General features: G+C 38.3%; 10 protein-coding genes and 1 pseudogene. 8 read left to right on the plus strand and 3 right to left on the minus strand.

What is annotated here, in order from left to right; all coding sequences use genetic code 11:
* Positions 1-173: 173 nt before the first annotated feature.
* Entirely contained in the window at positions 174-3,089 is a 2,916-nt protein-coding gene (uvrA, locus tag GQO39_RS04645) for an excinuclease ABC subunit UvrA (protein ID WP_156851130.1), read from the minus strand.
* Positions 3,090-3,421: 332 nt separating this feature from the next.
* Here uvrA and GQO39_RS04650 point away from each other — a divergent pair, with 332 nt between their 5' ends.
* From GQO39_RS04650 to GQO39_RS04680, 7 genes are all read left to right on the plus strand, one after another.
* Positions 3,422-3,925 carry a single-stranded DNA-binding protein gene (locus tag GQO39_RS04650; RefSeq protein ID WP_156851131.1) on the plus strand — a complete coding sequence of 168 codons (504 nt, stop codon included), beginning with the start codon at positions 3,422-3,424 and terminating at the stop codon, positions 3,923-3,925.
* A 228-nt stretch (positions 3,926-4,153) separates the two neighbouring features.
* A complete protein-coding gene (gene gyrA, locus GQO39_RS04655) occupies positions 4,154-6,934 on the plus strand; it encodes a DNA gyrase subunit A (RefSeq protein ID WP_156851132.1) in 2,781 nt (926 codons plus the stop codon).
* Between the two features lie 22 nt (positions 6,935-6,956).
* Positions 6,957-7,475, plus strand: coding sequence for a pantetheine-phosphate adenylyltransferase (coaD, locus tag GQO39_RS04660; protein WP_156851140.1), 519 nt, complete (start codon positions 6,957-6,959; stop codon positions 7,473-7,475).
* Positions 7,465-8,040 (plus strand): peptidylprolyl isomerase, encoded by a 576-nt coding sequence (locus GQO39_RS04665; protein ID WP_156851133.1) that lies wholly within the window; start codon positions 7,465-7,467, stop codon positions 8,038-8,040. The genes coaD and GQO39_RS04665 overlap by 11 nt, the downstream gene beginning before the upstream one ends.
* 19 nt (positions 8,041-8,059) lie before the next feature.
* Positions 8,060-8,572, plus strand: coding sequence for a peptidylprolyl isomerase (locus GQO39_RS04670; RefSeq protein WP_156851134.1), 513 nt, complete (start codon positions 8,060-8,062; stop codon positions 8,570-8,572).
* Between the two features lie 939 nt (positions 8,573-9,511).
* Positions 9,512-10,630: a tRNA guanosine(34) transglycosylase Tgt gene (gene tgt, locus GQO39_RS04675; RefSeq protein ID WP_156851135.1), complete on the plus strand. Its 1,119-nt coding sequence runs from the start codon at positions 9,512-9,514 to the stop codon at positions 10,628-10,630.
* Between the two features lie 651 nt (positions 10,631-11,281).
* Entirely contained in the window at positions 11,282-12,490 is a 1,209-nt protein-coding gene (locus tag GQO39_RS04680) for an MFS transporter (RefSeq protein ID WP_156851136.1), read from the plus strand.
* Between the two features lie 15 nt (positions 12,491-12,505).
* On the opposite strand, the gene GQO39_RS04685 is transcribed toward GQO39_RS04680, so the two are convergent.
* Together GQO39_RS04685 and GQO39_RS04690 are read right to left on the minus strand one after the other, a co-directional pair.
* Positions 12,506-13,933: an MFS transporter gene (locus tag GQO39_RS04685; protein ID WP_156851137.1), complete on the minus strand. Its 1,428-nt coding sequence runs from the start codon at positions 13,931-13,933 to the stop codon at positions 12,506-12,508.
* Between the two features lie 123 nt (positions 13,934-14,056).
* Positions 14,057-15,271, minus strand: a complete 1,215-nt coding sequence (locus tag GQO39_RS04690; RefSeq protein WP_156851138.1) for an NADP-dependent isocitrate dehydrogenase — start codon at positions 15,269-15,271, stop codon at positions 14,057-14,059.
* Positions 15,272-15,562: 291 nt separating this feature from the next.
* Here GQO39_RS04690 and GQO39_RS09185 point away from each other — a divergent pair.
* Positions 15,563-16,612: pseudogene (locus GQO39_RS09185) on the plus strand (tyrosine-type recombinase/integrase).
* Positions 16,613-16,775 lie beyond the last annotated feature (163 nt).

The raw sequence follows: 16,775 nt of genomic DNA on the forward strand, positions 1-16,775 counted from the left end.
AAATTATGTTGCTAGATATTTGGGGAAGAAAGTCTTTCTTGTAGCATAAAGGGAGACGCTGTTATATTTTGATAAAAAAATCTACAAGGTTGGTAAAGAATAACAATGACATAACTAAAGGACATTTTGCTTTCTTTTTTATTGTAGCACACTGATCTTATAAGAAGAATCGCTTAAGACTTGAAATTATATAAATGTTGGCGTAGCAAAATTTTTTTCAAAAATTTTCCCGTATAGGAAGTGGGAACATTCACAATATCTTCAGGACGGCCAACAGCAACAATTTCACCACCACGATCTCCACCTTCTGGTCCTAAATCAATAATCCAGTCGGCTGTCTTTATAACATCAAGATTATGTTCAATGACGACGACTGTATTACCTTGTTCGACAAGTTCATGTAGCACTTCAAGTAGTTTAGAAATATCATGGAAATGCAGACCTGTTGTTGGTTCGTCCAAAATGTAGAGTGTACGACCTGTTGTTTTACGTGAAAGTTCTTTAGCAAGTTTTACACGTTGAGCTTCACCACCAGAAAGTGTTGTGGCTTGTTGTCCTATTTTGATATAGCCGAGACCAACTTTGATAAGGGTCTTCATTTTGTTGTGAATGGTAGGAATAGCTTGAAAAAATTCTTCAGCTTTTTCAATTGTCATATCCAAAATATCGGCTATGGATTGCCCTTTAAATTTTACTTCCAACGTTTCTCGATTATAGCGTTTTCCTTGGCAAACATCGCAAGTAACATAAACATCAGGTAAAAAGTGCATTTCAATTTTGATAACTCCGTCACCTTGACATGCTTCGCAGCGTCCTCCTTTAACATTAAATGAAAAACGTCCTGCTTGATAACCACGGGCTTTTGACTCTGGAAGTTCGGCAAACCACTCACGAATCGGGGTAAATGCGCCAGTATAGGTTGCTGGATTAGAGCGTGGGGTGCGTCCAATAGGTGATTGGTTTATATCAATGACTTTATCGAGAAATTCTAATCCTTCAATTTTATCATAGATTGCGGGGCTGTGATGGCTTCCCATGATATGGCATGAAGCAGCTTTGAAAAGAGTTTCAATAAGAAATGTTGATTTTCCTCCTCCAGAAACGCCAGTTATGCACGTAAAGGTTCCAAGAGGGATATTCGCACTGATATTTTTGAGGTTATTTCCACGCGCTCCGATGACTTTAAGTGTTTTTGATTTCAATATTTTTCGTCGTTGAGCAGGTACTTTAACAGCTATTTTTCCTGAAAGGTATTGTCCTGTAAGAGAGGATGGATTTTCTATAATTTCTTGCGGTGTGCCTTGCGCTATTATTTCTCCACCATGAACACCAGCAGCAGGGCCCATATCAACCACATGGTCTGCAGTAAGAATGGCATCTTCATCATGTTCAACAACAATAACCGTGTTGCTAAGATCACGTAGATGGCGCAGCATTTTCAAGAGGCGTTCATTATCGCGTTGGTGTAAACCAATGGATGGTTCATCTAAAATATAAAGGACACCTGTAAGACCAGAACCAATTTGGGATGCTAATCGGATACGTTGACTTTCTCCACCTGAAAGAGTACCTGAACTCCGAGATAAGGTAAGATATTCAAGTCCTACATGATTTAAAAAAGTTAATCGTTCATGAATTTCTTTTAAAATGCGTGTCGCAATACTGTGTTGTTTTTCCGTTAGATATTGAGGAAGATTGGCGAACCAATCATTTGCTTTTAGGATAGAAAGTTCTGATATTTGCCCAATATGCATCCCATGGATTTTGACGGCTAGCGCCTCTGGTTTTAAACGATAACCATGACAAGCTGGGCAGGGAGAAGAAGACATATAACGTTCGATTTCTTCACGGGACAAAGTAGAATCGGTTTCTTTCCATCGCCGCTCCATATTCGGGATAATTCCTTCAAAGCGTCGAGTTGTTTTATGCAATTTTTGATCATTTTCATAAATAAAGGAGATTTCTTGTTTCTTTGCACCATAGAGAATAGCGCGTTGTGCTTCATCTGAGAGCGTGCACCATTTATCTGTGAGTTTAAATCCGTAAACTTTGCCTAATGCTTCTAAAGTTTGGCTATAGTAGGGTGAAGATGGTTCAGACCAAGGGGCAATTGCTCCTTCCTTTAAGGTAAGATCTTCATTTGGTACGATTCTTTTGGGGTCTACTGCCTTTTTAATGCCAAGCCCGTCGCAAAGAGGGCAAGCACCAAAAGGGCTATTAAATGAAAAGAGGCGTGGTTCAATCTCAGGGACAGAAAATCCAGAGATGGGACAGGAAAACCTTTCTGAAAAAATAAGCCGTTTGTGGGTTTCATTTTTTGATTTATGAGCAGATTCTTTCGTGGTTTCTTTTGCTCCCAAAGGCTGATCCGCCATTTCAGCAATTGCAAGACCATTGGCTAGCTGTAAACAGGTTTCTATACTGTCCGCTAAGCGAGAGGAAATATCATTACCTACAACAATGCGGTCTACCACTACATCTATGTCATGTTTATACTTTTTATCAAGGGGAGGAATATCGGGGATTTCATAGAATTTTCCATTAACTTTAGCGCGCTGGAATCCTTTTTTTAAAAGTTCTGTTAGCTCTTTTTTATATTCTCCCTTTCGTCCTCGGACGAGAGGTGCCATAATGAAGATCCGTGTACCTTCTTGTAAGGTCATAATTTGATCAACCATTTGGCTTACGGTTTGGCTTTCAATAGGAAGTCCTGTAGCAGGGGAATGAGGAATACCAATACGTGCAAAGAGAAGGCGCATGTAATCGTGAATTTCAGTGATGGTTCCCACTGTTGAACGGGGGTTGTGGCTAGTCGTTTTTTGTTCAATGGAGATGGCTGGAGAAAGACCGTCTATTCGATCCACATCTGGTTTTTGCATCACTTCTAGAAATTGGCGTGCGTAGGCAGAAAGGCTTTCAACGTAGCGGCGTTGGCCTTCTGCGTAAATTGTATCAAAAGCTAAGGATGATTTACCTGATCCAGAAAGTCCCGTGATTACGATTAGTTTGTCACGAGGGAGATCGAGATCAATATTTTTAAGGTTATGCTCACGTGCACCGCGGATAGAGATGTATTTTTGATGAGTCATATTTCACCCTTGGCATATGTGACAAAAATTAAGCATCCAAAATAGAATAAAGCTGTTTTTTAGAATTATAACGTGTTTAATTGTTTTTACGAGGGAAAATAATGCAAGTTCTGTGGAAAGAAAAATGTAAGGAGCAGCTTTTTATTTGCTGATGATGTAATAGACTATGCGTTGTTATCATTTTTTGTTATAATTACACGGTAGGGTCTTCTGAAAGGGGTAGAAAAGTCCATAGGAAAGGTCAATTGGTAAATGTGAAAATGATAAGGTCAAGATGGTAGCTGCTATACGGCGATGGTCGTTTTGCGAATTAAAATTTTGGAGTTTATGCGATGGCTGGTAGCCTTAATAAAGTTATTTTGATTGGTAATCTTGGTGCAGATCCTGAAATTCGCCGTTTGAACTCTGGTGATCAAGTAGCAAATTTACGTATTGCTACTTCAGAAAGTTGGCGAGATCGTAATACAAATGAGCGAAAAGAACGCACTGAGTGGCATAGTATCGTTATTTTTAATGAAAATCTTGTTAAAGTTGTAGAGCAATATTTAAAAAAAGGCAGCAAAATCTACATTGAAGGTCAGTTACAGACACGAAAATGGCAAGATCAAAATGGGAATGACCGTTATACAACAGAGGTTGTCTTGCAAAAATATCGTGGTGAATTACAAATGCTGGATGGGCGTGGAGCTGCTGGTGGGGAGCAAATGCAAGGAGCAAATCAGGCGAGTGGTGGTTTTGGTGATAGCGGCTCAAATAAGGGAAATGTTTTTGATCAAAACAATAGCCAGTTGGGAGAAAGTTTTTCACATAAATTAGATGATGACGTACCTTTTTGAGAAACTTTAAAGTGTGGTATTAGCGTTGTTTTTTTGAATTGTTCTTTTCAGTTTTTTTAAGTTTAGCAAAGTTAAGTTCTATTTATTTTATTTGTGCTTTTTAATAAAATAAACAACATGTTGAGAATTATTGTTAAATTTTTTCTGTCATGGCAGAGGAATTGGCATTTTGGTGCGTTTTTCGATATAAACAAAACGAAGTGATTCTTTATTGAAAGTCTTAAAGCAGTGACCGATCTTACTCCACATCCAGAACGTGATATACTGACTGGTATTGAGCCAATCAGCATTGTTGATGAAATGCAACGCTCTTATCTCGATTATGCGATGAGCGTAATTGTTTCACGTGCACTTCCGGATGTCCGTGATGGTCTTAAACCTGTTCATCGGCGTATTCTTCATGCCATGAATGAAATGGGGCTTTCTTTTAATAAGTCTTATCGTAAATCTGCCGGTGTTGTTGGTGAAGTTATGGGGAAGTTTCATCCCCATGGTGATGCCTCAATTTATGATGCTTTGGTGCGTATGGCACAGGACTTTTCTTTAAGAAATCCGCTGATTGATGGTCAAGGAAACTTTGGTTCTGTTGACGGTGATCCACCTGCGGCAATGCGTTATACAGAATGTCGTTTAGAAAAAGTTTCGCAAGAACTTTTAGCTGATATTGATAAAGAGACTGTTGATTTTCAGGATAATTATGATGGGCGTGAGCGTGAACCGGTTGTCTTACCAGCACGTTTTCCTAATCTTTTGGTCAATGGGTCAGGTGGTATTGCTGTAGGAATGGCAACCAATATTCCTCCCCATAATCTTGGTGAAGTCGTTGATGGTTGTATCGCCTTGATTGATAATCCCGATATAACACTTGATAAGATAATTGAAATCATTCCTGGTCCTGATTTTCCCACTGGTGGTATTATTCTTGGTCATTCTGGCGTCCGTTCGGCTTATGAAACAGGGCGTGGTTCAATTATTATGCGGGCTAAGGTTGATATTGAAGAAATTCGCAATGGTCGACAGGCAATTATTGTGAATGAAATACCTTATCAAGTTAATAAAGCAACGATGATTGAGAAAATGGCTGAATTGGTGCGCGATAAACGTATCGAAGGAATCTCTGATTTGCGTGATGAATCTGATCGTGATGGATATCGCGTCGTTATTGAGCTGAAGAAAGATGTTGTTGCGGAAGTTATTTTGAACCAATTGTATCGTTATACGCCACTGCAAACTTCCTTTGGTTGTAATATGGTTGCATTGAATGGGGGAAAACCTGAGCAGATGACGTTGCTTGATATGCTTCGTGCGTTTGTTTCTTTCCGAGAAGAGGTTGTAAGTCGGCGAACAAAATATCTTTTACGTAAAGCACGTGAGCGTGCACATGTTTTGGTTGGTCTTGCACTTGCAGTTGCTAATATTGATGAAATTATAGTGCTCATTCGTAAAGCTTCTGATCCTCAGACAGCGCGTGCACAATTAATGGAACGGCGCTGGCCCGCTGCTGATGTGGCGTCCTTGATTAAACTTATTGATGATCCTCGTCATATTATTCATGAGGATAGTACTTATAATTTATCTGAAGAACAGGCGCGTGCTATTTTGGAATTGCGCTTGCAAAGGTTAACGGCACTTGGGCGAGATGAAATTGCTGATGAATTGAATAAAATTGGAGTGGATATTGCCGATTATCTTCATATTTTGGCTTCACGTTCACGGATCATGGGTATTGTTAAAGATGAACTAAAAGTTCTTCGTGAAGAGTTTGCAACGCCCAGACGCACTGTATTTGGTTTTGGTAGCGCTGAGATGGATAGCGAAGATCTGATCGCACCAGAAGATATGGTGGTAACGGTTAGTCATAGTGGCTATATTAAGCGTGTTCCTCTCAATACATACCGTGCACAGCGTCGTGGTGGTAAAGGGCGTTCTGGTATGTCTACGAGGGATGAAGATTTTGTAACGCGATTGTTTGTGGTGAATACGCATACGCCAGTTCTTTTCTTTTCGTCGCGTGGAATTGTTTACAAGGAAAAGGTTTGGCGTTTGCCTCTTGGTACGCCGCAGTCACGTGGGCGAGCTTTGATTAATTTGCTTCCCTTACAGCAAGGTGAGCGCATAACAACTATTATGCCTTTACCAGAAGATGAAGCGCGTTGGAGTGCATTGGATGTTATGTTTGCAACAACGCGTGGAACTGTACGTCGTAATAAATTATCAGATTTTGTTCAGGTTAATCGTAATGGTAAAATTGCAATGAAACTTGATGAAGAAGGAGATGAAATTCTTTCTGTTGAAACTTGTACAGAACATGATGATGTCGTTCTCACAACGGCGAATGGGCAATGTATTCGTTTTCCAGTGGTTGATGTTCGTGTTTTTGTAGGGCGTAATTCGGTGGGGGTACGTGGTATCAATTTAGCTGAGGGTGATAAAGTCATTTCAATGACACTCTTAGAGCATGTTGAAGCCACGTCGGTTGAGCGTTCTGCTTACGTCAAACGTGTGATGAGTGAACGGCGTGCGGTTGGTGGTGATGCTGAAGATATTGCATCTCTTGATGAAGAAGACGCAGGAGCTGAAACAGAATTGACAGATGAGCGCTATGCAGAACTAAATACGCGTGAACAGATGCTTTTAACAGTGAGTGAGTTTGGTTATGGAAAGCGGTCTTCTTCGTATGAGTTCCGGATTTCTGGTCGTGGTGGAAAAGGGATTCGTGCAACAGATCCAACTAAGACAGCTGAAATTGGCAAATTAGTGGCGGCTTTCCCAGTAAAGGCACAAGATCAAATTATGTTAGTGTCAGATGGGGGACAGCTTATTCGCGTGCCTGTTGATGGCATTCGTATAGCTGGTCGTTCGACTAAGGGGGTGACAATTTTCAATACAGCCGAAGGTGAAAGAGTTGTATCGGTTGAGCGTATTTCTGAGTCTGAAGATGATGATAGCCAATTAATTGATGAAGCTGGAGAACATTCTGGTACTATTGATGTAAACGAAGAGAAATAGTTCTAAAGGGCGACGTGAAATGATGAAAATTGCTCTTTATGCGGGTTCCTTCGATCCTCTTACAAATGGTCATCTTGATGTTTTGCGGGGCAGTCTCGTTTTGGCTGATAGAATTGTTGTGGCTATAGGTATACAGGCTAAAAAAACGCCACTTTTTAGTTTTGAAGAGCGTGTTGAGTTAATTACTCAGGTAGGGAAAGACTTATTAAGTGTCGGTCCAGACCGGTTACAGGTTATTTCGTTTAATACTCTTTTAATTGATAAAGCTCGTGAAATTGGTGCGTCATTTCTTATTCGTGGGTTACGTGATGGCACTGACCTTGATTATGAGATGCAAATGGCAGGGATGAATGGTATCATGGCTCCTGAATTGCAAACTGTTTTTTTGCCAGCGAGTGTTTCTGGACGCGCAATAACTTCTACATTGGTACGCCAGATTGCTTCTATGGGAGGTGATGTGGCACCCTTTGTGCCTGAAAATATTGCTAGAGCTTTGCGTTTAAAATTTCAATCTTCAGGAGAGAATGATCGTGTACCTTAGAATTCTTATTGTATTGACATCTATTTTTTGCTTTTTCTCATTGAGTGCTGTAGCTTGTGATTCTAATATTCTTGTTTTATCTCTCGAAAATGGTGATGTGGTTATTCGTCTTCGCCCTGATCTGGCACCAAAACATGTTGCACAGATTAAAAGATTAACGAAGGAAGGTGCTTACAACAATGTTGTATTTCATCGTGTTATTCCAGACTTTATGGCACAAACTGGTGATGTAAAATTTGGAAAAAAGGGCAGTGAGAATTTTGATCCTAAACGCGTTGGTACGGGTGGATCAAATTATCCTAATATATCAGCAGAGTTTTCAAAGCAGCCATTTAAGCGCGGTACAGTTGGGATGGCACGTGCACAAGATCCAAATTCCGCTAATTCTCAATTTTTCATTTGTTTTAGTGATGCTGCTTTTTTAAATGGTCAGTATACGGTTGTTGGAGAGGTTATAAAGGGAATGGAAGTTGTTGATAAAATTAAAAAAGGCAGCACAAGTAATAATGGGGCTGTAACAAATCCTGATGTTATTAATGCTGCCACTTTGCAAGTTGATAGATGAGTCAGAGGAGTTTAGCCGTATGGCCGAGATTACAGATTTAGAAAATACCCTAATCCTTGAAACAACGAAGGGCAGAGTTGTTATTGAATTTTTTGCTGATTTAGCACCTAGCCATGTTGCACGTATTAAAGAGCTCGTGCGCGAAGGTGCTTATGATAATGTTATTTTTCATCGTGTTATTGATGGTTTTATGGCGCAAACGGGTGATGTGCAATTTGGAAAGAAGGACGATGAAAAATTCGATTTATCACGTGCCGGTATGGGTGGTTCAGAGAAGCCTAATTTAACAGCAGAGTTTTCAAATCTTTCTCATAAGCGTGGTACAGTTTCTATGGCACGCAGTCAGAATCCAAATTCTGCTAATTCACAGTTTTTTATTTGCTTTGCCGATTCTCCTTGGCTTGATCGTCAGTATTCCATATGGGGGCAGGTTATTGAAGGTATGGAAAATATCGATAAAATTAAGCGTGGTGAGCCCGTTGTAGAGCCCGATGCAATTATTAAAGCTGCAGTTGCTGCTGATATAAAATAGTATGGTTATATTGAGTTCAATTGTAAGATCGCCAAGTGAAGGGATTCTCCTCTGATTGTTATTTTGATCCAATGAGGGATGATTAATGCGGATTGGATCTGTAAAACGATTCTACAGTTATGCGCTCATTCTCAATATTAAGCTTTGTAACCTTATTTTTATACAAGTAGAATTTAGTAATTTCAATTGCTTAGTGTAACAGTTTGCATAAAGACTTGTTTATCTTGATGAAAAAATTATTCTGCTTTGCGTCTCTCAAAAGAAGATATGAGAAGACTTCTGATATAGGGAAGATATTAATAAGGATTCTATAAGGTTATCGTGAGTTATAATAGTATTTCATTTTTATTGATATTAATGGTGATGTATTTTTTCTGTCATGCTGTTATCAAAGTATATTTTAGATATTGAGGATAAGAATAAGTAGCTTTTTTCACGTGTAAAAAGGTGGTAAAGATATTCGCTACTGGTTTATATTTTATTGGAAAGTTACTAGAAAGCTTTAGAAAACATTTGCACTCCCTATTATTTTTTATCTGTGAAAGTGATATATATCCGAGGTTATTAGTGTATTTAAGGTTTTCTTTTATGAATGTCAAATTTGCTAGATGTGATTGGTAGTGAAAGTGTGTGGAAATAAGACTGTTTGTGTTGAAAAAACAATTTTGTAGTTATTTAAAGCTTTGGTTAACAAATGTAGGCATCTTAAGATATTGTGTTCTCAGATATACTTAGTATTTTTATGAAAAGAGATTATCATTTTGGCTATGGTATCTCATAATAGAAAAACTTTATTTATCTCATTTAATTTTTTTATGCTAGTTACAATATTTAGCGAATCGAAAATCAATCCGTAAAGTTTATGACGAATCTAGCAAGAAAGGTATAGCTTTTCTTTCTATAGCAATATGAGTTTATGGAATCGAAAAGACGAGAGTGATGATAAAGACGTTTCATTATAGAAAAATTGCTCAAGATGGTTATGCGCGTCGTGGCGAAATTATAACGGGTCGTGGGGGTATTCGTACACCTGCATTTATGCCTGTTGGGACGGCAGGAACCGTTAAAGCTATGTATATGGATCAGATACGTGCTCTTGGTGCAGACATCATTTTGGGCAATACCTATCATTTAATGTTGCGTCCGGGAGCTGAACGCGTTGCGCGTTTAGGAGGACTACATGAATTTTCACGCTGGTTTGGGCCTATTTTAACCGATTCTGGTGGATTTCAGGTTATGTCACTGGCAGGAATTCGTAAAATTACAGAACAAGGTGTGACTTTTCGCTCTTATATTAACGGAGCGTACTATGAAATGAGTCCAGAGCGTTCCATCGAAATTCAAGGGCTTCTTAACGCGGATATCCAGATGCAGCTGGATCAATGTATTGCATTACCTGCAAGTGAAAAAGAAATAGAAGCTGCTATGGAACTTTCTTTGCGGTGGGCACAGCGTTGTAAAACAGCTTTTGGTGATCAGCCAGATAAAGCACTGTTTGGTATTGTTCAAGGCGGTGATAATATGAAACTGCGTGAGCGTTCTACCCAAGCATTAAAAGAGATGGATTTGAAAGGTTATGCTATTGGAGGGCTTGCGGTTGGTGAACCGCAGAGTGTTATGACTGCTGTGTTAGATGCCACGTGCCCGATTTTGCCAGAGGATAAGCCACGTTATCTTATGGGAGTAGGAACACCTGATGATATTTTACAAAGTGTTGCTCGTGGTATTGATATGTTTGATTGTGTTATGCCGACTCGTGCAGGACGTCATGGTTTAGCTTTTACGCGCTTTGGTAGAATTAATTTGCGTAATGCACGTTATGCAGAGGATCCATATCCTCTTGATCCACAATCGCTTTGTCCTGCCACGTATGATTATAGTTGCGCTTATTTGCATCATTTGATCAAATCTGGTGAATCTCTTGGTGGTATGTTGTTGACTTGGAATAATCTCTTTTATTATCAGCAGCTTATGCAGGAAATTCGTGATGCTATTGAAGAAGGATGTTATGCTGATTTTTGTGCTAAAACGCGTGCTTTATGGATGCAAGGACGGTAAGATATTGACCATTGCTTAATTTAATTTTTGGTCAGGAGTTTCTACTAAAAATAGAAGTGAGAAATATTTTTAAAAAGCAAAAACATTGTACTAACTTAAAAGATGAATACACAATTTAACGGTATATATTTTAACAGTAAAAAGAAACTGTACTCCGGTACGCGCTACCTGATCCGGAGATAAACAGTTTACTTCTGTTTCTTATGACTGTTTAGATAAACAATGTTAATGAGGGGTTAGCGAACTCTTAAAGAAGTATGAAAATTGCATTTTTATAGGGGTGCTTTGTGATTTTTTTTATTTGAGAATGAAGTTTTAACAAAAAGTATTTTTTAAGAGTGTATATGAGTGGTTCTAAAATAAATTCTAAAAAATGCAAACGGTTAATATTTTAAACTGCTAAGCTTATTTTTTCTGGTAACGACATTTTATCAACTTATAGTTCAATTTAAGTTACAGAATATTGCAACTGCCATGCAGTAAAAAACTAATTTTATTATGTTACTATTAAAAAGCGAAAGGCGTTTTTCTTTTCATTGTGGAAGGTGTTTTAATGCTTCATTGGAATTTTTTAGGCATAGATGTAAAAAGGTTCCTAGTTCATTTATGTCATATCACAGATGTTTATGATTAAAGTGTCACTCTACAGAAATGATGACAATGAAGAATTCTCATAAAAAAAATATTTTTACATCAGGAATTAATTCTAGTACACGACGTTTTGCAATTTTAGCTCTTGCAGTGGGAAGTTTTTCTATTGGTACTGCAGAGTTTGTTGCAATGGGTTTACAGCCAGAGATGGCACGGAGTTCATCTATTGATATTCCTACAGCTGGTAAATATATTTCTGCTTATGCATTGGGAGTTGTGATTGGAGCACCTCTTTTAGCTGTTACAACAGCTAAGTTATCACACAAAACTGTTCTGATCGGATTAATGTTTTTTTATGCGCTGGCAAATATTGCTAGTGCTCTTTTTTCTGATTTTAGCATATTAGTAGCGTTGCGGTTTATCAGTGGTCTACCACATGGTATCTATTTCGGACTTGCAACGATGGTTGCATCTTCAATGGTGAAAATGAATGAACGTTCCCAAGCTGTTGGCTATGTTATGCTTGGTTTAACAATTGCGACGGTTTTGGGAGCTCCAAGTGCAACTTGGATTGGTCAGCTTGTTGGTTGGCAGATTGCTTTTATTCTTGTAGGCGCTATTGCTTTATTATGTTGTTTGCTTGTTTGGAAGTTTTTGCCTTCAGGTTTGAATATTTCAAAAACAAGCCCTCTACGCGAACTGGGCGCGTTAAAGCAAAAGCAGGTATGGTTTCTCTTGACAATGGTTGCGGTTGGAACATCAGGTTTATTTTCTATTTTTACTTATATTAAGTCAACATTAATGCATATTTCTGGTGTTTCGCTTGATTGGGTGCCATTTATTATGCCGTTAGTTGGATTGGGAATGGTGGTAGGTAATCTTTTGGGTCCGAAATTTGCAGTTAAAGTTGGTATTTCACCGATGATATTTTTTTCGATGTTTTGGAGCGCATTTGTTTTTTTTCTCTTTTTCTTTTTATCCCATACTCCATTAACGGCAGCATTAGGATGCTTTCTTGTTGGTACTTCTTTTGCTGCTATGCCGTCTATACAGACGAAAATCATGGATGTTTCTCTCCATGGACAGATTTTGGCAGGAGCATTAATGCAATCTGCTTTTAATATTGCCAACGCTCTTGGGGCAGAATCTGGAGCATGGGTTTTGAAGTTGGGGTATAGTTATGAATATACCGCTGTTCTTGGAGGTATTTTAACTTTCTGTGGATTATTGATTTTTTGCTTCTCATGGTATGTAGAAAAGTGTGCTTAACATTTTTTCGTTTGTTTAGTTATTTGATTGTCCTGTTGGGTTTTTAAATATGCTATAGGAAACACGTAGAGCAAATGGAATACCAAGACAAAATAAAAGACCGATGAGCATCGCAAGAAGAGTTTTGGCTGCTAAAATCATTCCTGCTATTCCTCCAGGATTAAGGAGCCCAGCCAAATTGGTGATTGTTCCTGCAAGTGTTGCGCTTAATGCGGCTGAGAACAGTTGTACTGAGGTAAGAGATTCGCTGGCGCGTAGAGCATCCTCATTGTTTGCACATTGCAAAATTCGTTTTAATAAATGCGGCCATGCTATGCCAGCGCTAATTCCAATAGCAAACAATGCTAAGCAAATGATAAAAATATGTTCAGATGTGGAATCTTTTGTGGGAATAAGCCATAAAAGACCGCTTATGCCGAAAAGGCTTAATATAGGAGAATATACAATAACGCTGCGAACTTTTTTTTCGGATACACCAGCACTGGATAAGGAACCGCAAGTCCAACCCAAGCTCATAAGTGACGATATATAACCGGCAATAAGTGGGGTTTGTCCATGAAGCTCTTGAAGAAAAAGTGGAAAATAAAGCTCTATACTGTAGACTACTATTGTCATAATGAGTATCAATGCATAAACAGGAAAAAATTCAGAGGAGAAGGAAAAAGCGTTGCGTGGTAACATAGGATGAAACGTAGATGATTCGATCTTTGCTAAAACAAAGAGAAGACTCAATCCGATAAATAGCCCACAGATTTTTTCAATTGTAGTATCCATAGCTCCTCCAGCAGAAATAATAAAAATCAATAAAATGACTGTGAAGAGTTGTGCAATGGGGAGTCGGGGTATTAGAATAAGGTTTTCATTTTCTTTTGGTAAAGTTTTAAGGGCTATGAGTGAGAAAATTATTGCTAATACGCCAATGATCCAAAAGGATGCTCTCCATATGCCATAGTACACAGAAATGCCACCGATAGCTGGCCCTAATAGGGTTGATATTCCCCACATTCCAGAGATAATACTCAATGCATGCGACCAAATAGATGGGTTGAAAACAATACGTACCATAGAATAGGATAGGGATAGTAAGGAACCGCTTCCAAATCCTTGAACAAAGCGTCCTATCAAAAATAACGGCATAGCTGAAGCCATGCTGCACATAAAGGTCCCAATGGCAAAGATAAGTCCAGACATAACATAAGCATTGCGAGGACCTATTTTTCCTAATATTTTTGTTGCAAGCGAAGTACCAAGAAGTGATGCTGTAATAAAAACAGTCGCCACCCAAGAGTAGTAAAACTCACCGCCAATATCGCTCATAAGAGAAGGCAAAATAGTAATAACAATGTAAACGTTGGTGGCATGCAACACAACGCCGCCTATAAACGTTAAAAAGCGGATAGCATTCTTATCCAATAAAAGCACAGACCAGCTTTGTTTTTCCACTGTTTTTGCTATTTAGTAAAATGGTCGACCTCTTTATATTTATAAGGCAGTTATTTGAATTTGCCAAGAGAAGATTCAAAGCTCTCTTTTCGCAGAGCTTTGGAATTTAAATTAAGTTACAACTTAGTTGCTCATTGCTTTTTTAAGATTTTCATCAATTTTATCAAGGAATCCTGTTGTAGAAAGCCATTTTTGTTGAGGTCCAATCAAAAGTGCAAGGTCTTTGGTCATAAAACCTTCTTCAACGGTTTCAATACAAACTTTTTCTAATGTTATAGCAAAGTTTTTTAATTTCTCATTGTTATCTAGTTTTGCACGATGCGCCAGTCCACGTGTCCATGCAAAAATGGAGGCAATAGAATTTGTTGATGTCTCTTCACCTCTTTGATGCTGACGGTAATGGCGTGTTACTGTACCATGTGCAGCTTCTGCTTCAACAATTTTACCATCTGGTGTCATGAGAACAGAAGTCATAAGACCAAGGGAACCAAAGCCTTGAGCAATGATATCAGATTGAACATCACCATCATAATTTTTACATGCCCACACGTAGCCACCTGACCACTTAAGCGCAGAAGCAACCATATCATCAATTAAGCGATGTTCGTAATATAATTTACGATTTTCAAATTCAGCTTTAAATTCTGTGTCAAATATTTCTTGAAAAATGTCTTTAAAACGGCCATCATAAACTTTCAGTATGGTGTTTTTTGTTGAAAGATAAACTGGGAGATTCCGTTGTAATCCGTAATTAAAAGATGCTTTGGCAAAGTCACGAATTGATTCATCAAGGTTATACATAGCCATGGCGATGCCTGAACTTGGGGCATCAAAAACGTCGTGTTCAATAATTTGATTGTTATCACCTACAAATTTAATACTTAATTTTCCTTTGCTAGGAAATTTGAAATCTGTTGCTTTGTATTGATCACCAAAAGCATGACGTCCAATAATAATTGGTTTTGTCCAGTTAGGAACGAGGCGTGGAACATTTTTGCAGATAATAGGTTCACGAAAAATGACTCCTCCCAAAATATTGCGAATTGTACCATTTGGTGATTTCCACATTTTTTTTAGATTAAATTCTTTAACCCGTGCTTCATCTGGCGTGATGGTTGCACATTTTATACCAACTCCATACTCTTTAATAGCATTGGCAGAATCGATAGTTATCTGATCATTTGTTACATCTCGATTTTCGACAGAAAGATCATAATATTTGAGATCAATATTGAGATAGGGATGAATTAATTTGTCTTTGATATATTTCCAGATGATACGGGTCATTTCATCCCCATCAATTTCAACAACGGGGTTTTCCACTTTGATCTTTATCATTAGAAGTCCTTTTTGTTTAAGTGATATTATTTTTTATAACACTTTTAAGTTTATTATGAAAAGTAAAAACAGGGATGATAGAGGAATATGCGAATAAGATATCGATGATATATTATGCCAACATATTTATTTATAATGATAATTCACTGTTTTATATATTGAATTAGAGACCCGAATATCCTAGGATTCTCTCATTTCAAATCTCTTTAATGTTGCATCAATCAAAGCCATTCGCCTCCACGTTACAAGTGGGATTGGCGTGTGGATAAAAATTGTCAAGAAAGGAGTAAAATGCCTCTTATGAATCGTCTTAATGCAAGAGCTGTTGCAACATTGGGAGCTGGAAAATATAATGATGGTGCCGGCTTGCTTCTTCATAAGTGTTAAAGACGGGGACTCAATGGATTTACTATTATACCATTCATGAGCGCTGCTGTGAAATAGGTTTGGGTACCTTGAGAGATGTCTTTTTAAAACGAGCCCGTGAACTATGTAACCCAATATCGTTCTGTTGTACTGAAGGGCCGTGCTCCCATTAAAGAACACAATAAACAAAAGCGTGAAGCAATGCGTAATCTCCATTATTTAAAAGACATTGTTCTAGACATTTTTGAAAGTCGGAAAGCCGAACTCAAGAAAGATGGTAAAATAGATTCTGGTTTTCACCTTTACAATTTTATATTCTCCCCCAATTAGGCTGTCTGTCCGTTTCAGAAATAAATCAAACAGATATATGCAATGCTCTTATCCCCATCTGGCATACAAAAGCTAAGACGGCAGAAAAAGCACGCGCTCTCTTAGGCAAACAATTCCATAAAACACAAAACTTACTTGCAATGGATTGGAGAGAGGTTCCAACTTTTTATAAAACGCTTTGCCAAACAACAGCTATAACACAATTGGCTTTGCGCCTACTTATTCTTACAGCTGTTCGTACATATCCCTTGCGTCATATTCATAAAGATCAAATTGATGGGGATATATGGATAATCTCTGCTGAAAATATAAAAGGAAGGCGTGACGTTACAACAGAATTTTGTGTGCCCTTATCAACAGAAGCGCTAGAAATTCTAAAACAAGCACGCCTGCTCTCTCGCAATGATTTTTTTCTGTAACCGATTGTGGTCCTCTTGGTGAAAGTAATATGGCAAGGTATATGCAACAGACTGGATTAAACGCATGCCTGCATGGGATTCTCTCTAGTTTACGCAATTGTTAGCAGAAACAACCGATGCCCCTTATGAGATTGCTAAAACAATTCTAAAATATACGGTAGGTGGCAAAGTAGAGCGTGCCTATCGTCGTACAGATTATCTAGAACAGCTCGTGTCCTTATTGTAGTTTGACAGTAGGTCTTGCCCTAAGTGTGAAGAGGTGTGATTAGTTAGGAACAGGTAGTAATTCGTTGTTTTTATGCGTATGCTTTTTTACCATTAAATGCGCGTAAGTCCGGTATGGAACAAGCAGGGGAGGACTTGGCCAATTGGATTGTCGATGGCTTTAT

Source organism: Bartonella refiksaydamii (genome assembly GCF_902652675.1).
GTDB classification, from domain to species: Bacteria; Pseudomonadota; Alphaproteobacteria; order Rhizobiales; family Rhizobiaceae; genus Bartonella; species Bartonella refiksaydamii.